19 protein-coding genes are annotated in these 21,099 nt (G+C 64.5%); 1 reads left to right on the forward strand and 18 read right to left on the reverse strand.

What is annotated here, in order from left to right; all coding sequences use genetic code 11:
- Positions 1 to 21: 21 nt before the first annotated feature.
- From nuoJ to ACUCV0_RS08935, 17 genes are all read right to left on the reverse strand, one after another.
- Complete coding sequence (gene nuoJ / locus ACUCV0_RS08855; protein ID WP_059315333.1) at positions 22 to 534, reverse strand: NADH-quinone oxidoreductase subunit J; 513 nt, start codon at positions 532 to 534, stop codon at positions 22 to 24.
- 9 nt (positions 535 to 543) lie between these two features.
- Complete coding sequence (gene nuoI / locus ACUCV0_RS08860) at positions 544 to 1,092, reverse strand: NADH-quinone oxidoreductase subunit NuoI (protein ID WP_017642306.1); 549 nt, start codon at positions 1,090 to 1,092, stop codon at positions 544 to 546.
- A 10-nt stretch (positions 1,093 to 1,102) separates the two neighbouring features.
- Positions 1,103 to 2,113 (reverse strand): NADH-quinone oxidoreductase subunit NuoH, encoded by a 1,011-nt coding sequence (gene nuoH / locus ACUCV0_RS08865; protein WP_059315332.1) that lies wholly within the window; start codon positions 2,111 to 2,113, stop codon positions 1,103 to 1,105.
- A complete protein-coding gene (gene nuoG, locus ACUCV0_RS08870; protein ID WP_271655255.1) occupies positions 2,110 to 4,827 on the reverse strand; it encodes an NADH-quinone oxidoreductase subunit NuoG in 2,718 nt (905 codons plus the stop codon). Before nuoG ends, nuoH begins: the two co-directional genes overlap by 4 nt.
- A 141-nt stretch (positions 4,828 to 4,968) precedes the next feature.
- A complete protein-coding gene (gene nuoF / locus ACUCV0_RS08875; RefSeq protein WP_434774466.1) occupies positions 4,969 to 6,318 on the reverse strand; it encodes an NADH-quinone oxidoreductase subunit NuoF in 1,350 nt (449 codons plus the stop codon).
- Positions 6,315 to 6,815 carry an NADH-quinone oxidoreductase subunit NuoE gene (gene nuoE, locus ACUCV0_RS08880; protein ID WP_059315329.1) on the reverse strand — a complete coding sequence of 167 codons (501 nt, stop codon included), beginning with the start codon at positions 6,813 to 6,815 and terminating at the stop codon, positions 6,315 to 6,317. Before nuoE ends, nuoF begins: the two co-directional genes overlap by 4 nt.
- A gap of 2 nt (positions 6,816 to 6,817) precedes the next feature.
- Positions 6,818 to 8,602: an NADH-quinone oxidoreductase subunit C/D gene (nuoC, locus tag ACUCV0_RS08885; RefSeq protein ID WP_059315328.1), complete on the reverse strand. Its 1,785-nt coding sequence runs from the start codon at positions 8,600 to 8,602 to the stop codon at positions 6,818 to 6,820.
- Between the two features lie 50 nt (positions 8,603 to 8,652).
- Positions 8,653 to 9,327 (reverse strand): NuoB/complex I 20 kDa subunit family protein, encoded by a 675-nt coding sequence (locus ACUCV0_RS08890; protein ID WP_059315327.1) that lies wholly within the window; start codon positions 9,325 to 9,327, stop codon positions 8,653 to 8,655.
- Positions 9,328 to 9,337: 10 nt separating this feature from the next.
- The gene (locus ACUCV0_RS08895) at positions 9,338 to 9,751 is read right to left on the reverse strand and encodes an NADH-quinone oxidoreductase subunit A (RefSeq protein WP_059315326.1); all 414 of its coding nucleotides are present in this window, start codon (positions 9,749 to 9,751) and stop codon (positions 9,338 to 9,340) included.
- Between the two features lie 258 nt (positions 9,752 to 10,009).
- Positions 10,010 to 10,771: a secretin N-terminal domain-containing protein gene (locus ACUCV0_RS08900; protein WP_313647237.1), complete on the reverse strand. Its 762-nt coding sequence runs from the start codon at positions 10,769 to 10,771 to the stop codon at positions 10,010 to 10,012.
- Positions 10,768 to 11,298 (reverse strand): DUF7931 domain-containing protein, encoded by a 531-nt coding sequence (locus ACUCV0_RS08905; RefSeq protein ID WP_482212513.1) that lies wholly within the window; start codon positions 11,296 to 11,298, stop codon positions 10,768 to 10,770. The genes ACUCV0_RS08900 and ACUCV0_RS08905 overlap by 4 nt, the downstream gene beginning before the upstream one ends.
- A 12-nt stretch (positions 11,299 to 11,310) precedes the next feature.
- Complete coding sequence (locus ACUCV0_RS08910) at positions 11,311 to 12,489, reverse strand: JmjC domain-containing protein (protein WP_313647239.1); 1,179 nt, start codon at positions 12,487 to 12,489, stop codon at positions 11,311 to 11,313.
- Positions 12,490 to 12,547: 58 nt separating this feature from the next.
- Complete coding sequence (purB, locus tag ACUCV0_RS08915) at positions 12,548 to 13,918, reverse strand: adenylosuccinate lyase (protein ID WP_313647240.1); 1,371 nt, start codon at positions 13,916 to 13,918, stop codon at positions 12,548 to 12,550.
- Between the two features lie 83 nt (positions 13,919 to 14,001).
- On the reverse strand, positions 14,002 to 14,622 hold the full coding sequence (gene hflD / locus ACUCV0_RS08920; protein WP_482212514.1) for a high frequency lysogenization protein HflD: 621 nt from the start codon (positions 14,620 to 14,622) through the stop codon (positions 14,002 to 14,004).
- Positions 14,619 to 15,728 (reverse strand): tRNA 2-thiouridine(34) synthase MnmA, encoded by a 1,110-nt coding sequence (gene mnmA / locus ACUCV0_RS08925; protein ID WP_156428961.1) that lies wholly within the window; start codon positions 15,726 to 15,728, stop codon positions 14,619 to 14,621. The genes hflD and mnmA overlap by 4 nt, the downstream gene beginning before the upstream one ends.
- Position 15,729: 1 nt before the next feature.
- Positions 15,730 to 16,182, reverse strand: a complete 453-nt coding sequence (locus ACUCV0_RS08930) for an NUDIX domain-containing protein (protein WP_313647242.1) — start codon at positions 16,180 to 16,182, stop codon at positions 15,730 to 15,732.
- Positions 16,183 to 16,292: 110 nt separating this feature from the next.
- The gene (locus tag ACUCV0_RS08935; RefSeq protein WP_313647243.1) at positions 16,293 to 18,524 is read right to left on the reverse strand and encodes an NADP-dependent isocitrate dehydrogenase; all 2,232 of its coding nucleotides are present in this window, start codon (positions 18,522 to 18,524) and stop codon (positions 16,293 to 16,295) included.
- 424 nt (positions 18,525 to 18,948) lie between these two features.
- Between ACUCV0_RS08935 and ACUCV0_RS08940 the strand changes: the two genes are divergently transcribed.
- A complete protein-coding gene (locus tag ACUCV0_RS08940) occupies positions 18,949 to 19,158 on the forward strand; it encodes a hypothetical protein (RefSeq protein ID WP_007158876.1) in 210 nt (69 codons plus the stop codon).
- Positions 19,159 to 19,579: 421 nt separating this feature from the next.
- Here ACUCV0_RS08940 and ACUCV0_RS08945 read toward each other — a convergent pair whose 3' ends face one another.
- The gene (locus ACUCV0_RS08945) at positions 19,580 to 21,046 is read right to left on the reverse strand and encodes an inorganic phosphate transporter (RefSeq protein WP_313647244.1); all 1,467 of its coding nucleotides are present in this window, start codon (positions 21,044 to 21,046) and stop codon (positions 19,580 to 19,582) included.
- Between the last annotated feature and the right edge of the window lie 53 nt (positions 21,047 to 21,099).

A 21,099-nucleotide genomic window follows, 5' to 3' on the forward strand; every position in this document is an offset into this window, starting at 1 on the left:
TGTTCTCCAGTCCTTGGCGACTCACTCGCCGATCCCGTCTTTGACGTCGCTGCGACCCAGGTGGTAGGCCGCGACCAGGGCACCCAAGAGCAGCATGGAGGCCAGTTCGACCGCCAGCAGATAGGGTCCGAACAGGCTGACGCCCACGGCCTTGGCATCTACCGAGGTGTGGCCGATGGCGGCGCCGCCCGGGGTGCGCGACAGCACCACCAGCAGCTCCACCAGCAGTGCACCGGCAAGGATCGAAGGACCGATCCAGACCTTGGGGGTCAGCCACTTGCGTTCCTGGTCGGAGATGACCGGCCCGAGGTTGAGCATCATTACCACGAAGACGAACAGCACCATGATGGCGCCCGCGTAGACGATGATCTCCAGGGCGCCGGCGAAGGGCGCGCCCAGGGCGAAGAACACCATGGACACGGCCAGCAGCGAGATGATCAGGTACAGCAGGGCATGCACCGGATTGGTGTTGGTGATCACCCGGAAGGTGGCCAGGACGGCCACCCCGGCAGAGAAATAGAAGGCAAATTCCACGACAGCTCCTTAGGGCAGCAGGCTCTTCACGTTGATCGGCTCTGCCTCGCTCTGCGCGGCACCCTTGGGCTTGCCCGCGATGGCCATGCCGGCCACCCGGTAGAAGTTGTACTCCGGATACTTGCCCGGACCCGAGATCAGCAGGTCCTGCTTCTCATACACCAGCTCCTGGCGCTTGAACTCGGACATCTCGAAGTCCGGGGTCAGCTGGATGGCGGTGGTGGGGCAGGCCTCCTCGCACATGCCGCAGAAGATGCAGCGCGAGAAGTTGATGCGGAAGAACTCCGGGTACCAGCGACCGTCTTCGGCTTCGGTCTTCTGCAGCGAGATGCAGCCGACCGGGCAGGCCACGGCGCACAGGTTGCACGCCACGCAGCGCTCCTGGCCATCGGGGTCACGGGTGAGCACGATGCGGCCGCGATAGCGCGGCGGCAGGTACACGGGTTCCTCGGGGTATTGCAGGGTGTCGCGCTTGCGGAAGGCGTGGCCGAAGACCATCACGATGCTGCGCAACTGGGTGTAGGTGCCATGCAGGACGTGCAGGATTTCCTTGATCATGACGGATACCTCACTGGCCGATGGCCGGCGTGGCGGTGTAAAGCACCACGGCGCCGGTCACCAGCAGGTTGATCAGGGTCAGGGGCAGGCAGAACTTCCAGCTGAAGGCCATTACCTGGTCGTAGCGCGGACGCGGAATGGACGCGCGCAGCAGGATGAAGATCATGATGAAGAAGGCGGTCTTCAGGGCGAACCAGACAAAGGACAGCCAGGGCAGGGTGTCCAGGAAGGGACCGTGCCAGCCGCCAAAGAACAGGGTCACCAGCAGCGCCGAGATCAGCACGATGCCGATGTACTCGCCGACGAAGAACATGCCCCACTTCATGCCCGCGTATTCGATGTGGTAACCGTCCGCGAGCTCCTGCTCGGCTTCCGGCTGATCGAAGGGATGGCGGTGGGTCACCGCGATACCGGCGATGAAGAAGGTGCAGAAGCCGAAGAACTGGGGAATGATGAACCACCAGCCCTGGTGCTGCGCCTCGACGATATCCCTCATGTTGAAGGAGCCGGTCACCGCCACGATGCCCATCACAGACAGACCCATGAACACCTCGTAGGAGAGGGTCTGGGCCGAGGCGCGCATGGCGCCCAGCAGGGAGAACTTGTTGTTGCTCGCCCAGCCGGCGAAGAGCACCGCATAGACGTTGACGCCCGCCATGGCGAAGAAGAACAGCAGGCCGACGTTCAGGTCCGCCACGCCCCAGGTGGGGGTGATCGGGATGACCGAGAAGGCCACCAGCAGTGAGCCCATGGCGATCACTGGCGCCAGGCTGAAGATCATCTTGTCGGCGAACGGGGGCGTCCAGTCCTCCTTGAAGAACATCTTCAACATGTCGGCGCCCAGCTGAAAGGCGCCGAAGGGGCCGACCCGGTTGGGACCGTGGCGGTCCTGCCAGAGACCCAGCAGACGGCGCTCGACGAAGCTCAGCAGCGCACCGCAGATGACCACCGCCAGCAGGATGACGATGGCCTTGACGATGCCGATGACGACGGCGATGAGGGTGGGGGTGAGCCAGGTCATGCCGCGGCCTCCTGCAGTCCTTCCACGGTGAGGCCGGCGAAGTCCACCGGAATCCCTTCGAAGCCGGCGGGCAGACCGACCAGACCCGCCGACAGCTCGGCCTTGATCTGCAGCGGCAGGCGCAGTTCCTGACCGGCGACCTGCAGGCGCAGCAGGGCGCCCTCGTTGACGCCCAGGCGATCGGCATCGGCCTTGGCCAGGGCCACGTAGGCGGCCGGGATGCGCTCACGAACCGGCTCGGCGCGGGAAGAGGTCTCTTCGCTGCCGAACAGGTGGTACAGCGGCACGGCCTGGAAGCCCGACTCGGCGCTGCGGATGGCAGCGGCCGGCGCGGTGAACCAGCTCAGGCGATCGCCCTGGGTCTCGATCAGGCGTACGCCCGGATCGCCAGCGCGCAGGTGACCACCGACCTCGTCCTGGAACTTGTTCCAGGCCTGGGGCGAGTTCCAGCCCGGGGACCAGGCGAAGGGAATCTGCTGACGCGGCTCGGCGCTGCCGGCATAGCCTTCCATGGAGAAGGCGAAGGCGGTATCGGCGTCCTGGGGCGCGCGGGGTTCGTGCACGCTGAGGTTGGCGCGCATGGAAGTACGGCCACTGTAGCGATGCGGTTCGCGGGCGAGCTTGAGGCCCTTCACCCGGAAGCTGGCGTTGGGCGCGGCGTCGCGGATGCCGTCCAGCTGCGGTGCGGCGGTGGCCACGGCATCGGTGACATGGTCCAGCTGGGTCCAGTCCACCGGACGGTTGTCCAGGGTGTTGCGCAGGGCGTGCAGCCAGCGCCAGCCCTCGCGGACCAAGCTGGAGGGATCGTAGTAGCTCGGCTCATAGACCTGGAAGAAGCGCTGGGCGCGACCTTCCTGGCTGACCAGGGTACCGTCGCCTTCGGCGAAGCTCGCCGCCGGCAGCACCAGGTCGGCGCGCTGGGCGGTGGCGGTACGCTGGTGATCCAGCACCACCAGTACCTGGGCGCGGGCCAGGGCCTGATCCACCTGCTGGGCAGGGGCGCGGCGATAGAGGTCGTTCTCCAGCACCACCAGGGCATCGGCCTGACCGTTTTCCAAGGCCGCGAAGGCGTCTTCGACGGACTCGCCACCATAGAGCGCCAGGCCCAGGCTGTTGGCTTCGGGCACCACCAGACTCAGGGAGCCGGCCTTGCCCTTGGCGGCCAGGGCCTTGGCCAGGTTGGCGGCGGCTTCGATTAGCGCCGGTTCACCCAGGGAGGTACCTGACACCACCAGCGGCCGTTCGGCGGCCAGCAGGGTTTCGGCGAGCAGGCGGGCCTGCTCGGCCACTTCACTGCTCAGACCTTCGACCGCGGGGGCGCTGGCGTCGATGGCATGGGCCACGGCATGGCCGAAACGAGCCAGTTCCAGTGGCGAACCGTGCAGGCGGGCGTCGGCGACGTCGTCCAGGCGGGTGGCGGCGACGCTGGCGATGAACAGCGGATTGCGTTCGCTCTGGCCGATGTTCTGCACGGCAGCATTCAGCCAGGGCTGAATTTTCTGCGCGGCGGCCATGGCTTCGGGCTTGCCCTTGACGGACTGACGCAGGGACAGCGCCAGGCGGGCCGCGGTCTGGGTCAGGTCTTCGCCAAGCACGAAGACGGCATCGTGCTTTTCCATCGCACGCAGGGTCGGGACTGGCAGCGGGCTGTCCTTGAGCACCTGCAGGACCAGGCGCACGTTGGCCAGGTCACGGGCGCTCATGCCGCTGTAGAAGTTCTCGGCGCCGACCAGCTCGCGCAGGGCGTGGTTGCCTTCCAGGCTGGCACGCGGCGAACCGATGCCGATCACCTTCTTGCCACGCAGCAGCAGGGCGGCGCGATCCAGGGCGGCGTCGATGCCGGTCTCCAGGCTGCCATCTTTCAGCAACGCCTGGCGCGGACGATCCTTGCGATTGACATAGCCATAGCCGAAGCGGCCACGGTCGCAGAGGAAGTACTGGTTCACCGAACCGTTGAAGCGGTTCTCGATGCGGCGCAGTTCGCCATAGCGCTCGCCGGGGCTGATGTTGCAGCCCGAGGAGCAGCCATGGCAGATGCTCGGGGCGAACTGCATGTCCCACTTGCGGTTGTAGCGCTCGGAGTGGGTCTTGTCGGTGAACACCCCGGTGGGGCAGACCTCGGTCAGGTTGCCGGAGAATTCGCTCTCCAGGGCACCGTCCTCGACGCGGCCGAAATAGACGTTGTCGTGGGCACCGTAGACGCCCAGGTCGGTACCGCCGGCGTAGTCCTTGTAGTAGCGCACGCAGCGATAGCAGGCGATGCAGCGGTTCATCTCGTGAGCGACGAACGGGCCGAGGTCCTGATTCTGGTGGGTACGCTTGGTGAAGCGATAACGGCGCTTGTTGTGACCGGTCATCACCGTCATGTCCTGCAGGTGGCAGTGGCCGCCTTCTTCGCAGACCGGACAGTCGTGGGGATGGTTGGTCATCAGCCATTCGATGACGGAGCTGCGGAATTCCTTGGCTTCGGCGTCTTCGATGGAGATGTAGGTCTTGTCGCTGGACGGGGTCATGCAGGACATGACCAGGCGCCCGCGGGTGTCATTCTCGTCGGCGAACTGCTTCACCGCGCACTGGCGGCAGGCGCCGACGCTGCCCAGCGCCGGGTGCCAGCAGAAATAGGGGATGTCGAGCCCCAGGGACAGGCAGGCTTCGAGGAGGTTGTCCGCCCCGTCGACCTCGTACGTCTTGCCGTCTACATGGATAGTGGCCATAGGGTTTTCTTCTCACCCGCGCAGGGCGGGTCTGGCTAATGGGAAAACGTTCGCGCCGCCCTGGCGGTCGCCAGTGGCAGCGCCGGCCGGGTCGGGCCCGGCCAGAAAGCGATAGGTTCGGCCCCCAGGAGGGGCCAAACTTCAGATCACGGTCGCGGAAGCAGTCGGACGAGGTTCGCTGGGCGTCTTGCGCACACCGGCCTCGAACTCCTCGCGGAAATACTTGATGGCACTACCCAGGGGCTCGACAGCGCCCGGTGCGTGGGCACAGAAGGTCTTGCCTGGGCCGAGGAAGTTGACCAGCTGCAGCAGGGTATCGAGGTCGCCCTGCTGGCCTTCGCCTTTCTCCAGGCTGCGCAGGAGCTTGACGCTCCAGGGCAGGCCGTCGCGGCAGGGCGTGCACCAGCCGCAGGATTCACGGGCGAAGAACTCTTCCATGTTGCGCAGTAGCGAGACCATGTTGACGCTGTCGTCGACCGCGAGGGCCAGACCGGTACCCATACGGGTGCCGACCTTGGCGATGCCACCGGCGTACATCTGTGCCGAGAGGTGCTCGGGCAGCAGGAAGCCGGTACCGGCGCCACCAGGCTGCCAGCACTTGAGCGTGAAGCCATCGCGCATGCCGCCGGCATAGTCCTCGAACAGTTCCTGGGCGGTAACGCCGAAGGGCAGTTCCCAGACGCCGGGATTCTTCACCTTGCCGGAGAAGCCCATGAGCTTGGTGCCCATGTCTTCGCTGCCGGCGCGGGCCAGGCTCTTGTACCAGTCCACACCACCGGCGACGATGCCCGGCACGTTGCACAGGGTCTCGACGTTGTTGACGCAGGTGGGCTTGCCCCAGACGCCGACGGCGGCGGGGAAGGGCGGCTTGGAACGCGGGTTGGCGCGGCGGCCTTCCAGGGAGTTGATCAGAGCGGTCTCTTCGCCACAGATGTAGCGACCGGCGCCGGTGTGGACGAACAGTTCGAAATCGAAGCCGCTACCGAGGATGTTCTTGCCGAGCAGGCCAGCTGCCTTGGCTTCTTCCACCGCGCGCCGCAGGTTGGCGGCGGCGTCGACGTACTCGCCACGCAGGAAGATGTAACCGCGATAGGCCTTGAGCGCCCGGGCGCTGATCAGCATGCCTTCCACCAGCAGGTGCGGAAGCTGCTCCATGAGCAGGCGGTCCTTCCAGGTATTGGGCTCCATCTCGTCCGCGTTGCACAGCAGGTAGCGGATATCGAGGGATTCGTCCTTGGGCATCAGACCCCACTTCACGCCGGTGGGGAAGCCCGCACCGCCGCGGCCCTTGAGGCCGGAGTCCTTGACTTCCTGGACGATGGCATCCGGCGCCAGCTCGGTCAGCGCCTTGCGCGCCGCGGCGTAGCCTTCCTTCGCCTGGTACTCCTCCAGCCAGACCGGGGCGCCGTCTTCACGCAGGCGCCAGGTCAGGGGATGGGTCTCGGGGGTACGGGCAATGCTGTTGGCAGGCCCGAAGGAGGTCAGTCTCATGCGTATCCCTCCAGCAGTTTGGCCACGCCCGCAGGTTGGACATCGCCATGGGTATCGTCGTCGATCATCAGCGCCGGGGCCTTGTCGCAATTGCCCAGGCAGCAGACCGGCAGCAGGGTGAAGCGGCTGTCGGTGGTGGTCTGGCCCAGGCCGATGCCCAGCTGCCGCTGGATCTCGCCCACCACGGATTCGTGGCCGCCGATGTAGCAGGTCATGCTGTCGCACACGCGGATGATGTGGCGACCGACCGGCACGCGAAAGATCTGGCTGTAGAAGGTCGCCACGCCCTCGACATCGCTGGCCGGGATGCCCAGCACCTCGCCGATGGCGTAGATGGCACCGTCCGGCACCCAGCCACGTTCCTTCTGGACGATCTTCAGGGCTTCGATGGACGCCGCGCGCGGGTCCTCGTAGTGATGCATTTCATGCTCGATGGCCGAGCGCTCGGAGTCGCTCAGGACGAAACGGTCGGTTTGGATCAGGGTTTCGGTGCTCATGCTCAGCGGTCCACGTCGGCCATGACGAAGTCGATACTGCCCAGGTAGGCAATCAGGTCGGACACCATGCTGCCGCGGATGACGGCCGGGATCTGCTGCAGATGCGGGAAGCTCGGCGTCCGGATGCGGGTGCGGTAGCTCATGGTGCTGCCATCGCTCGTCAGGTAATAGCTATTGGCGCCCTTGGTCGCCTCGATCATCTGGAAGGCTTCGCCCGCCGGCATCACCGGACCCCAGGACACTTGCAGGAAGTGGGTGATCAGGGTCTCGATGTGCTGCAGGGTGCGCTCCTTGGGCGGCGGCGTAGTGAGCGGGTGATCCGCCTTGTACGGGCCTTCGGGCATGTGCTGCAGGCACTGCTCGATGATGCGCAGGCTCTGGCGCATCTCCTCGACGCGCAGCATGCCGCGGTCGTAGCAGTCGCCGTTGTGGGCGATGGGCACTTCGAATTCGAAGTTCTCGTAGCCGGAATAGGGGCGAGCCTTGCGCAGGTCGAAATCGAGACCCGTGGCGCGCAGGTTGGGACCTGTGACACCCCACTCCAGGGCTTCCTTGGTGTTATAGACGGCAACGTTCTTGGTCCGGCCGATGAGGATGCTGTTCTTCATCGCGGCCTTCTCGTACTCGTCCAGGCGCTTGGGCATCCAGTCGAGGAATTCGCGGACCAGCTTGTCCCAACCGCGAGGCAGGTCGTGGGCGACGCCGCCGATACGGAACCAGGCCGGGTGCATGCGGAAGCCGGTGATGGCCTCGATGACCTTGTAGGCACGCTGACGGTCGGTGAAGGTAAAGAACACCGGGGTCATGGCGCCGACGTCCTGGATGTAGGTACCCAGGTACAGCAGGTGGCTGTTGATGCGGAAGAACTCGGCCATCATCACGCGGATGAAGTCGACCCGCGCGGGCACCTTGATGCCGGCGAGCTTCTCCACCGAGAGGACGTAGGGCAGGTTGTTCATCACCCCACCGAGGTAGTCGATCCGGTCGGTGTAGGGGATGTAGCTGTGCCAGGACTGGCGCTCGGCCATCTTCTCGGCGCCACGGTGGTGATAGCCGATCTCGGGCACGCAGTCGACGATCTCTTCGCCGTCCAGCTGCAGGATGATGCGGAAGGCACCGTGGGCCGAGGGGTGGTTCGGGCCCAGGTTGAGGAACATGAAGTCGGAATTTTCCGCATGTTCCTTCATGCCCCACTCTTCGGGCTTGAATCTCAGGGTTTCCTGTTCGAGATCCTGCTTGGCGGCGTTCAGCGCATAGGGATCGAACTCGGTGGCCCGCGCCGGATAGTCCTTGCGCAGCGGGTGCCCCTGCCAGTTGTCGGCCATCAGCATGCGCTTGGGCAGCGGGTGGCCATCGAAGTGGATGCCGTACATGTCGAGCACTTCCCGCTCGTACCAGTTGGCATTGGGGAAGATGCCGGTCGCGGTCGGCAGGCGGAGGTCGTTCGCCGAAAGCGCCACCTTGAGCATCACATCGCTGTTACGGTCGATGGACAGCAGGTGGTAGAAAACGGTGAAGTCCGCGTTGGGCAGGCCGCGGCGGTGAGTCCGCAGGCGCTCGTCCACGCCATGCAGGTCATAGAGCATGACGTAGGGGCGGGGCAGGTTGCGCAGGAAGCGCAACACTTCGATGATTTTTTCGCGCGCCACCCAGATCACCGGCATGCCGGTACGGGTGTCTTGCAGGGTCAGGGCGTCTGCGCCGAATTGGCCCTGGAGTTCGCCAACCACCGACGCATCGCCGGCAGGGGCGAGCGCAGAGGCGGACAGAGCGGTGTCTGCGGTCATGATGTTCCGTCGCTATCGATCGTCGTCAGCATGCAAGTCCCGGAGGGGACTTACACTTCGTCTGGGCTGCGCAGGTTGGTGACCTGGATGCGGCGCTCGCGGTTCTGCTCGCGCTGCGAAGGCATTTCGGCGCGGTAGATGCCCTGATCGCCCACCACCCAGGAAAGGGGGCGGCGCTCTTCACCGATGGAGTCCTGCAGGAGCATCAAACCCTGCAGGAAGGCTTCGGGGCGAGGCGGGCAGCCGGGCACATAGACGTCGACGGGCAGGAACTTGTCCACGCCCTGAACGACCGAGTAGATGTCGTACATACCGCCGGAGTTGGCGCAGGCACCCATGGAGATCACCCACTTGGGCTCCAGCATCTGCTCGTACAGGCGCTGGATGACCGGAGCCATCTTCATGAAGGGGGTGCCGGCGATGACCATGAAGTCCGCCTGACGTGGCGATGCCCGGATGACTTCGGCGCCGAAGCGAGCGATGTCATGGGGCGCCGTGAAGGCGGTGGTCATTTCCACGTAGCAGCAGGACAGGCCGAAGTTGTACGGCCAGAGGGAATTCTTGCGTCCCCAATTGACTGCGCCCCGCAGGACATCTTCGAGTTTGCCCATGAAGATGCTGCGGTTGACCTGACTTTCCATAGGGTCGGCAACGGTTTCCCGTTGGCCGGCCGGATAGCGGTCTACTGCCGCATCGGGATCGATCCGGGTGAGATTGTATTGCATTGCCAAAGCCTCATTGTTTCGACTTCGCCTGTCGCTCACGACGGCTCGCAGGCGCCCAATCGAGCGCTCCGATTCGCCACAGGTAGACAAGACCCGCCAACAGAATTGCTATGAAAATGGAGGCTTCCACGAAGCCGGCCCATCCCGATTCACGGATGGAGACCGACCAGGCGAAGAGAAAGAGGGCTTCGACATCGAAGATCACGAAGAGCATCGCGACCAGGTAGAACTTGGCAGAGAGACGGAGACGGGCACCCCCGGTGGGGACGATGCCGGACTCGAAGGGATCGTTCTTGCTACGACCTACGGCTTTGCTGCCGAGGAGGCTCGAGACTCCAAGCATGAAGGCGATCAGACCGACCACGCCCAGGAGGAATACCGCAAAGCTCCAGTTGTGGGTCAGTAGGCTGATCGGCTCAGACATGCTTTGAATCCTTAATTATGGGTATCAGGCGCTATCAGTGCGACACGGTGTCGCAAGACAGACAGATTTTATGCTCTATCGATTCATTCTGTAAATTTATTGGCTTAAAAAGATTCTATTGGACTGCTTTGAATCAAACTAAACAGAACTTCAAAGTTATTTGAGAATGAATATAAGAATTATTCTCAAATAACTTTTCATTGTCTGGTGAAACCTAGATTGCCAGGCGCCGCGAGAGTTCTCCCGTTCGCCGGTTGGTTAGTCGATGAGATCGGCGCGAATGCTCAACTGACGGTCGTCACGACCCTCGGTCGAGTAGTAGCGGGTGAGACCACTCTGGTCGCCTTCGATCTGTTGACGAAATCCTCCCAGGTCAAGCCACTGCCCCAGGGGGCCACTGATCCGGGTCGCGGCGCTCTGGGTCTGTAACGTGCCCGGATGGTGGGCAGCCGCGCGGTCGTCGACGCTGTTTATGTCCAGATGCACCAGATTGCCGCTCAGACGGGCGGTGACCTGGAAGCCGCGTTCGAGGCGGCGATAGTCGGTCTGGGCATAGCTCTGGCCATAGGGCGAGGTCTGGTAGGTGGTCACGGGGACGTCTTCGCCGAAGCGAATGAAGGCAGGGTAGCCCTCGGTGACCTGAACGCGTTGGGCGCCATCCTCGTGCCGGTCGGTGCTGTCCTCGATGATGCGCACCTGGGGTGAACGCACGTTGCCGCCTGCGGAATAATCCTGGCTGGCCCCTGAACTGCCTGCGCGGGTCGCCAGGGTGATAAGCAGGCGCCGCGGCTGGGTATCCAGCTGGGTCAGCAGATTCTTGATCTCGGTCAGCTTGGCCGGCTCGGCGTTGACGATCAGCTGGTTGCCGTAGACGTTGACCTTGCCTTCGCCGCCGAGCACGGATTGCAGGGTGGGCAGGAGGTCCTCGGCCGTGCGGTACTGCAGCGGGATGACTTCGGTTCTGGGGGTGGCCCAGGTGGTGGCGGTCAGTAGCAGCAGCAGCCCAAGCAATCGTCTCACAGCACCATCCTCCGTAGTTCCTGATCCGGCTGGCTGATGGCCCAGAGGCGATCGAAACGCTGTTGCTGGACCTTGACCGCTGCACGGTCGCCATAACGGACGAAGCCATTGGGGGCGTTGCCCGATCGGCGCAGCAGGGCCTGGTCGTCGACGATCAGGCAGGCGCCTTCCGGTTGCTGGTCGGCTGGTGGTCGCCGGATCAGCAGGTTACTGGTCAGGCGCTGCGCCAGGGCGATGAGGCGATGGCCCTGGCGCACGGCGAGGGCGCTGTCGTTGATCAGAATGCGTACCTGATGTCGCGGATTGCCCAGCAGCAGGCGCTTGATCGCCGCCTCGACGTCGAAGTTGTCGTAGAAGGGCGCTTCCAGGTTAGGGGTCTGGATACACAACTGGCGGCTGGCTTGAGCGATGAGGCGGACACCGTGCTCACGCAGGGCGTCCAGGCCTTCGAGGCGCAGGGCGAGGTCCTGGCCGAGCTGGGGTTCGGGCAGGGCGCCCAGGGTCAGATCGGCAAAGGACTCGTCCACGGCGGCTCCCTATCACTCGTCGTCGTCTTCTCCGGCGAAGATCAGGCTGCCCTGCTGGAGCAGTTCGCGGATCAGGCGCATGGCATCGTCGTCCTGCAGCCAGGTCGCGAGATTGGCCTCGTGCAAGACGTCCGCCGAGCATAGCAGGTCGAGCAGCGGTTGCAGCCGTATGGGCAGCAGGCGGCTCTGGCCGCTGGCAAAGACCATCACCTCGTCCTCCAGGCGGCTCCAGGCGATGCGGCCACTGGGGTTGCGCATCAGCAGCGCGCCTTCATCGAGTTCCTTGCGCAGCTGCTTGGCGCTGAGGTTTTCCCCAGCGACTCGCTCGGGATAGCGCGGCTCGGTCATGTGCTGGCCGAACCAGGCCAGCAGCAGACGATCGTCACTTAGATGGCGCTCCATCAGCCCGCGCACGCGCTCGATGGCTTCGGGCGGGATCTCGGCGGGGTGCTCGCTGGCCGGCGCGCAGCCGGCATCGCTGTAGCGCTCGTCCTCGGGGATGAACTGGGCGAGGAAGTCGGTGAAGTGGGTGAGCACCTCGCCGGCACTGGGGGCGCGGAAGCCGATGGAGTAGGTCATGCACTCGTCTTCGGCGATGCCGTCATGGGCCAGGCCCGGCGGCAGATAGAGCATGTCTCCCGGCTCCAGCACCCATTCGTCGGTCTGCTGGAAATCGGCGAGGATCTTCAGCTCCAGGCCGTCGATCAGCGGGCTGTCGGCGGTGCATTGCTGGCCGATGCGCCAGCGGCGGCGGCCATGGCCCTGCAGCAGGAAGACGTCGTAGTGATCGTAGTGGGGGCCGACACCGCCACCGGGGGCGGCATAGCTGACCATGATGTCGTCGACGCGCCAGTTGGGCAGGAAGCGGAAGGATTCCAGCACCTCGGCCACCTCGGGAACGAACTGATCGACCGACTGCACCAGCAGGGTCCAGTCCCGCTCGGGCAGCCCGGCGAAGGTATCTTCCGGCAGGGGGCCGCGGCGCAGCTCCCAGGTCTGGTCCTGGCCGATGATCAGGCGGGATTCGATTTCCTCTTCCAGCGAAAGGCCGGCCAGTTCGTCGGGTTCCAGGGGATTCTGGAAGTCCGGGAGGGCCTGGCGGATCAGCAGCGGTTTGCGCTGCCAGTAGTCGCGCAGGAATTCACGGGCGGTCAGGCCGCCGAGTAGTTGCAGGGGTTGATCCGGGTTCATGCACACCTCGCGCAATGAAAAACGCCCGGCGAGGCCGGGCGTAGAAAAAGGATGATCTTCAGACCCGACGGGCCTGTTCGGCAGCGTTGCCGATATAGCCGGCCGGGGTCAGCTGGCGCAGTTCGGCCTTGGCGGCCTCGGGGATCTCCAGGCCGTCGATGAAATCCTGCAGGGCGCTGGCGCTGATGCCCTTGCCACGGGTCAGCTCCTTGAGCTTCTCGTAGGGGTTGGCCACGCCATAGCGGCGCATCACGGTCTGCACCGGCTCGGCCAGGACTTCCCAGCAGGCGTCCAGGTCTTCGGCGATGCGGGCGGCGTTGAGTTCCAGTTTGCCGATGCCCTTGAGGGTGGCTTCATAGGCGATCACGCCGTGGGCCAGGCCGGTGCCCAGGTTGCGCAGCACGGTGGAGTCGGTCAGGTCGCGCTGCCAGCGGGAGATCGGCAGCTTGCTGGCGAGGTGCTGGAGGATGGCGTTGGCGATGCCCAGGTTGCCTTCGGAGTTCTCGAAGTCGATGGGGTTGACCTTGTGCGGCATGGTCGAGGAGCCGATCTCGCCGGCCACGGTCTTCTGCTTGAAGTAGCCGAGGGAGATGTAGCCCCAGATGTCCCGGTCGAAGTCGATCAGGATGGTGTTGAAGCGGGCGATGGCATCGAACAGCTCGGCGATGTAGTCATGCGGCTCGATCTGGGTGGTGTAGGGATTCAGGGTCAGGCCGAGGTCGTCTTCGATGAAGGTACGCGCATTGGCTTCCCAATCGACGTCCGGGTAGGCGGACAGGTGAGCGTTGTAGTTGCCCACGGCGCCGTTAATCTTGCCCAGCGGGCGGATGGCGGCGATCTGCTCGATCTGGCGCTCCAGGCGATAGACCACGTTGGCCAGTTCCTTGCCCAGGCTGGTGGGGGAGGCGGGCTGGCCATGGGTGCGCGAGAGCATGGGCACGTCGGCGAAGCGATGAGCCAGCGCACGGATCTCGCCGGCGATCTGGCGCATCAGCGGCAGCAGCACCTGGTCACGGCCTTCGCGCAGCATCAGCGCATGGGACAGGTTGTTGATGTCCTCGGAGGTGCAGGCGAAGTGGATGAATTCGCTCACCGCAGCCAGTTCCGGCAGGTCGGCGACCTCTTCCTTGAGCAGGTACTCGATGGCCTTGACGTCGTGGTTGGTGGTGCGCTCGATGTCCTTGACCCGCTGGGCTTGCTCGACGCTGAACTCGGTGGCCAGCTTGTCCAGCAGGGCATTGGCCTCGGCGGAGAAGGGTGCGACCTCGGGAATGCCCGCGTGGGCGGCCAGGCGCTGCAGCCAGCGGACCTCGACCTGGGCGCGGAAACGGATCAGGCCGAATTCGCTGAAGATGGGGCGCAGGGCGGCGGTCTTGCCGGCGTAACGGCCGTCGATGGGCGATACGGCGGTGAGCGAGGAGAGCTGCATGGGCATTCTCTTGGTAGCGGGGGAGAAAGGGGCGGAATTCTACACGCAAAGGCCGGCGCTGTAGTACCGCCGCCGGCCTGGGATCAGACGTTGCGCAAGGGGTAGAGGTTGTCGAGCAGCTTGCGACGATTGAGCACCAGCTGCCAGCGGTGGCCGCCGAGCTGCCGCCAGAGGCGTGCGGAGCGAATGCCGGCCAGCAGCAGGGCGCGCACCCGCGAGGCGGTGGCGGACTGCTGCAGGTAGCGCATTTCGCCGTGCACCTGGATGCGCTGCTTGAAGGTGCTCAGGGTGTCCTCATAGAGGCCGCCGCAGGCGGCGATGACGTTCTCGTGGGCCACGCCGAAGTGCTCGACCTGGGACTGGATCTGGGTGAGGCGGCGACCGATGAGATCGAGCAGGTCGCCACGCTTCTCCAGCTTGCGCTCCAGGGCGGTCATCGCCAGGGCATAGCGCAGGGGTTCGCGCTGCAGGCTGTTGGGATTGCGCTCCAGGGTGCTGGACAGGGCGCCCAGGCCCTCGCGCAGCGGCTCGACGCTGCCGCCATAGACCTCCAGGGTGCTGCCCGGATCGCGTACCAGCAGGCTACCGAGCAGACAGGCCAGAGGTTCTTCCGCGACTTGCCCGGTACGCGCCAGCTGGTCCACCAGCAGGGCGGCCTGGAAGACGCCGCCCAGGGCGATGAGTTGTTCCTGGGTAGGGTTCATGCGGCGGGCGCCTCGGCGCAGGCGGGTTGGTAGTGTTCGATCACGCCGCCGCCCAGGCAGACGTCGCCATCATAGAAGACCACCGATTGACCCGGGGTCACGGCGCGCTGGGGTTCGTCGAAGACCACCCGGTAGCCGGCGCCCTGGCGTTCGATCTGGCAGGGCTGATCCTGCTGGCGATAGCGGACCTTGGCGGTGAGACGGCGCGGCTGGGTGAGGTCCAGGTCGTTGACCCAGAACATCTCGCTGACGGTCAGGGACTCGGCGAACAGCCAGGGGTGGGCATTGCCCTGGCCAACGATCAGGACGTTGCGGGTCAGGTCCTTGCTCAGTACGTACCAGGGATCGTCACCGGCATCCTTCATGCCGCCAATGCCCAGGCCCTGGCGCTGGCCAATGGTGTGGTACATCAGGCCGTGGTGGCGACCGATGACCTCGCCGGTGGTGGTCTCGATGTCACCTGGCTGGGCCGGCAGGTATTGCTTGAGGAAGTCGCTGAAGCGGCGTTCGCCGATAAAGCAGATGCCGGTGGAGTCCTTCTTGCGCGCGGTGGCCAGGCCGTGCAGTTCGGCGATGGCGCGGACTTCGGGCTTTTCCAGTTCGCCCACCGGGAAGAGGGTGCGGGCCAGCTGCTCACCGCCCACGGCGTGGAGGAAGTAGCTCTGGTCCTTGTTGGCATCCAGGCCCTTGAGGAGCAAGGTCTGGCCGTCGACGTCGCGACGGCGCACATAATGGCCGGTGGCGATCAGGTCGGCGCCCAGGGCCAGGGCATAGTCGAGGAAGGCCTTGAACTTGATCTCGCGGTTGCAGAGGATGTCCGGATTGGGCGTGCGGCCAGCCTTGTATTCAGCGAGGAAGTGCTCGAATACATGGTCCCAGTACTCCGCGGCGAAGTTGGCCGTGTGCAGGGTGATGCCGATGCGGTCGCAGACCGCCTGGGCGTCGGCCAAGTCCTCCTTGGCGGTACAGTACTCGGTACCGTCATCCTCGTCCCAGTTCTTCATGAACAGGCCCTCGACCTGATAGCCCTGCTCCTTGAGCAAGAGGGCGGAGACCGAGGAATCCACTCCGCCGGACATGCCGACGATGACGCGGGTGCCGTTCACTTCAAAAACCTCTCATATCTACGATCATCGACAGGGGATAGCGGTGTCCATCCAGGTACTTTTCGATGGCATCGAGTACCAGGGGGCTGCGTAGCCGAGCCTGCTCGGCGCGGATCTCGTCGAGCGTCAGCCAGACCGCGCGGGTGATGTCGGCGTCCAGGGGACGCTCGCTTTCATGGACCAAGGGCCGGGCATGAAAGGCGGTGCGGTAGTAGGTGACGCCATTGCCCGGCGCGACATAGAGGCCGATGCCGATCACGCCCTGGATCTCCACCTGCCAGGCGGTTTCTTCCAGGGTCTCGCGGCGTGCCGCCTCGATCAGGCTCTCGCCCGGTTCCAGATGCCCGGCCGGCTGGTTGAGGACCAGGCGACCCTGTTTCTCTTCCTCGACCAGCAGGAAGCGGCCGGCGTCTTCCACTACGGTGGCCACGGTGACGTGGGCGTGCCAATCCATCTCGGACTCCGCTATCGGTAATCGCGCAGTATACGCCTTAAGCTTTGTCGGTCCCAAATGCAGCGAACCCCGGCCGGGGCCGGGGTTCGCGGTCAACGCAGGAGCTGATCTCAGCCCTTGAGCTGGGCCAGGGCGGCATTGAGCGTGGCGCTCGGACGCATCGCCTGGCTGGTCTTGGCCTGGTCAGGGTGGTAGTAGCCACCGATGTCCACCGCCTGGCCCTGGACGCCGTTCAGCTCGGCGACCACCTTGGCCTCATCGGCGCTCAGCGACTTGGCCACCGGTTCGAACTGGGCCTTGAGCTGGGCGTCTTCGCTCTGCTCGGCCAGGGCCTGGATCCAGTACAGTGCCAGATAGAAGTGGCTGCCACGGTTATCCAGTTCACCCGTCTTGCGCGACGGCGACTTGTTGCTGTCGAGGAACTTGCCGTTGGCCTGGTCCAGAGTCTTGGCCAGGATCTTGGCCTTGGCGTTACCGGTGGTCTCACCCAGGTGGTTCAGGGATTCGGCCAGGGCCAGGAATTCGCCCAGGGAGTCCCAGCGCAGGTGGTTTTCCTGCACCAACTGCTGGACGTGCTTGGGCGCGGAGCCGCCGGCACCGGTTTCGAACAGGCCGCCGCCGTTCATCAGCGGGACGATGGACAGCATCTTGGCACTGGTACCCAGTTCCATGATGGGGAAGAGGTCGGTCAGGTAGTCGCGCAGGACGTTGCCGGTCACCGAGATGGTGTCCTCGCCCTTGCGGATGCGCTCCAGGGACACGCGAGTGGCTTCCTCGGGCGACAGGACGCGGATGTCCAGGCCGTTGGTGTCATGGTCCTTGAGGTAGCGCTCGACCTTGGCGATGACCTGGGCGTCGTGGGCGCGGTTCTGGTCCAGCCAGAAGATCGCTGGGGTGCCGCTGGCGCGGGCACGGTTGACGGCGAGCTTGACCCAGTCCTGGATCGGCGCGTCCTTGGTCTGGCACATGCGCCAGATGTCACCGGCCTCGACCGGGTGCTCGAAGACCACCTTGCCCTGGTCGTCGGTCACGCGCACGGTACCGTCGGTGGGGATCTGGAAGGTCTTGTCGTGGGAACCGTATTCCTCGGCCTTCTGCGCCATCAGGCCAACGTTGGGTACGCTGCCCATGGTGCTGGGATTGAAGGCGCCGTTCTTCTTGCAGTCCTCGATCACCACCTGGTAGACGCCGGCATAGCAGCGGTCGGGGATGATGGCCTTGGTGTCCTGCAGGTTGCCTTCGGCGTTCCACATCTTGCCGGAGTCACGGATCATGGCTGGCATGGAGGCGTCGACGATGACGTCGCTCGGCACATGCAGGTTGGTGATGCCCTTGTCGGAGTTGACCATGGCCAGCGCCGGGCGCTCGGCGTACTGGGCGTCGAAGTCGGCCTTGATGGCGGCCTGGGTGGCTTCCGGCAGGCTGGACAGGCGGGCATAGAGGTCGCCGATGCCGTTGTTGCGGTCGAAGCCGGCTTCCTTCAGGGCGGTTTCGTGCTTGGCCAGCAGGTCCTTGTAGAACTCGCCGACGATGATGCCGAACATGATGGGGTCGGAGACCTTCATCATGGTGGCCTTCAGGTGCACGGAGAACAGCACGCCCTTGGCCTTGGCGTCTTCGATCTGGGCGGCGATGAAGCTCTGCAGGGCCTTGCGGCTCATGGTCGAGGCATCGACGATCTCGCCGGCCTTGACCGCGGTCTTCTCTTTCAGGACCTTGCTGCTGCCGTCCTTGCCGATCAGTTCGATCTTCAGGCTGCCGGCGTTCTCGACGGTGGCCGAGCGCTCGCTGCCATAGAAGTCATGGGCGTCCATGTGGGCGACGTGGGACTTGGAGTCGGCGCTCCAGGCACCCATGCGATGGGGATGCTTGCGGGCGTAGTTCTTGACCGACAGCGGGGCGCGGCGGTCGGAGTTGCCTTCGCGCAGGACCGGGTTCACAGCGCTGCCCTTGACCTTGTCGTAGCGCGCCTTGACGTCCTTTTCCTTGTCATCCTTGGGCTCATCCGGGTAGTCCGGCAGGGCGTAGCCCTGACCCTGCAGTTCCTTGATCGCGGCCTTGAGCTGCGGAACCGAGGCGCTGATGTTGGGCAGCTTGATGATGTTGGCTTCGGGAGTGGTGGCCAGTTCGCCGAGTTCGGCGAGGTGGTCGGAGATACGCTGCTCTTCCTTCAGGTACTCGGGGAAGAGGGCGATGATGCGGCCGGCAAGGGAGATGTCACGGGTTTCGAGGGCGACGCCGGAGGAGGCGGTGATGGCCTCGACGATGGGGAGCAGCGAATAGGTCGCCAGGGCGGGCGCTTCGTCGGTCAGGGTGTAGATGATCTTCGACGTGGTGGACATGTCTTGCTTTAACTCCTCTTTATCACAGCTGTGGCGCGAAGCCGGGCGAGCGAGGATCGACCCTTGAGTCGATAGACGCCCCAAGAAGGCGTTATCGGGCCGCGCGACAGGCGCGGCGGCGATGGACGTGCGATGCGACAAAGCGTCGCTGCGGAAATTGCGGGATCGGCCGATACAGCCAGCGGAACCGGCAGGGTCCGCAGCGACCCGTCAGTCGCGGGAGTATACCAGCGCGGCGCCAGGCGTGCATTCGTGCCGCCGCAGGTTGGCGATGGCGAGGTGCTGGCGACCCGGGTAGGCCTCTAGATGAGAAGCCCCTGGGTACCGAAGTCAGGTCAATGGAGTTGACCAATCGACGACTGGCCCTGCACGGGACTTGCTTAAGGGACTAAACTATTGCCCCTCTAAATTTCACGAGGTCGTTATGAAAACCAAGGACAATGCGTCCAAGAGTCGGTCCTGGGCTATCGTCGGGCTGGAAACGCTCGTCATCGTCGCCCTGTCGCTGTACGTCGCCTTTGGCGCCGGGCTGTTCATCAAGCACCACTGCTGGGACACCCTGACCCCGCAGCAGCAAGACCAGATCCTCGAGCAGATGAGCCGCAGCGCTCAGGAAAATACCCTGCTCACCTGATTCGCTCGAATCACGTCCCTTCAAATAACGATAAGAATCCTCTCTTTTCTTCCGCGCGCTCCCTGAGTGTCGAGGTGGCCTCGTCACGTCCGGCCAATCAGCACGCCAGGTGTTTGCGCGTGCTCACGGGGGAGGCCGGCGTCGCTCTGGGTAGCAATCTGGTCGAAGGCGTCGCCAAAGGGCGAGCGCGGCGTGCCAGACGTAGCATTGCCCAGAGTATGGCTAGCGACAGGGCCAGCCAGCCAAGTACAAGAAGAAGGATATAGGTCGCAGGAGTCATTGACGTTCACCGTACGGCTGTCTCGGAAAAAGTGTCGCTGCTGGACACATTTCACTAGACACGTCAATAGCTATCCTGTTCAGGCTTTCCCGACGAGGGGCTTGCCCGGGCGACGTCTGAGCATCGCCCGGGTGGCAGGGATTACAGGAACAGGTGGGCCAGCCAGAACAGGCCGGCGGAAAGGGCCATGGAGGCGGGCAGGGTGAGTACCCAGGCCATGAGGATGTTGCGCACCGTACTGCCTTGCAGGCCGCTGCGGTTGGCGACCATGGTGCCCGCTACGCCCGAAGACAGCACGTGGGTCGTGGAGACGGGCAGGGCGAAGACGTTGGCCATGCCGATGGCGGCCACGGCCGTCACCTGGGCACTGACGCCCTGCGCATAGGTCATGCCCTGGCGGCCGATCTTCTCGCCCACGGTGAGAACCACGCGACGCCAGCCGACCATGGTGCCGATGCCCAGGGCCAGGGCGACGGCGATGATGACCCAGAAGGGCGCGTATTCGGTGGTGCTGGTGAGGTCCTTGCGCAGCCGGCTGAGATCGTCACGGTCGCGCGCGGTCAGTACCGGCAGCTTGCTGACTTTCTTGGCGGTGTCGTCCAGGCACAGCAGGTAGCGACGCACCTGCTGGCGATGATCGTCACTCATGGCGCGGTAGTCGGTGATGCCTTCCAGGTCGGCCAGCAGGGCCTGCAGGGTGGGCAGGGTCATGTGCGGGGCGCAGCGGAATTCCTGGGGCAGGTCGCGATTGCCGCGCACTTCGGCGAGGAAGTCCTTCAGGTTGTCGCCCTGGCGCTCGTAGAACTGGCCCAGGTGGATGGCGGCGTCGCGGGTGCGCTCGATCTGGTAGGTCGTGCTGTCCAGGTCCAGGACGAACTTGGCCGGGACGATGCCGATCAGCACCAGCATGATCAGGCCAATGCCTTTCTGGCCGTCGTTGGAGCCATGCACGAAGCTCATGCCCATGGCCGAGAGAACCAGCATCAGACGATTCCAGAAGGGCGGATGCTTCTTGGCGTCCACCTCACGGCGCTGCTCGGGGGTCTTGTGCATCTTGGACAGCGGCCGCCAGCGCTTGAGGGCGAGCAGCAGCAGGCCGGCGACGGCGAAGCCGGCCAGCGGCGAGAAGATCAGCGACAGGCCGATGTCGATCGCCTTCTGCCAATTGACGCCTTCGCTCATCGGAATGCCGGTCAGCAGGGCGTTGGTCACGCCGACGCCGAGGATGGAACCGATCAGCGTATGGGAACTGGAGGCGGGGATGCCGAAGTACCAGGTGCCCAGGTTCCAGGTGATGGCCGCGGCGAGCAGGGAGAACACCATGGCCAGCCCGTGGCCGGTGTTGACGTTGATCAGCAGTTCCACCGGCAAGAGGTGGACGATGGCATAGGCAACGCCAACGCCGCCGAGCAGCACGCCGAGGAAGTTGAAGATGCCAGAGAAGAGCACTGCGAGGTGCGGTGGCATCGCCTTGGTGTAGATCACCGTGGCGACGGCATTGGCGGTGTCGTGGAAGCCATTGATGAATTCAAAGGCCAGCACAAAGGCCAGGGCCAAGACGAGGCTGATGGCGACCCAGGCGTGGAGTCCGCTGAAAAGTTCGAACATGGGGATACGTCGACAGTTGGCAGGCGCGAATTATGGCAGAAAAATGACTGCCA

This window comes from Pseudomonas sp. VMV1 (assembly GCF_056790235.1).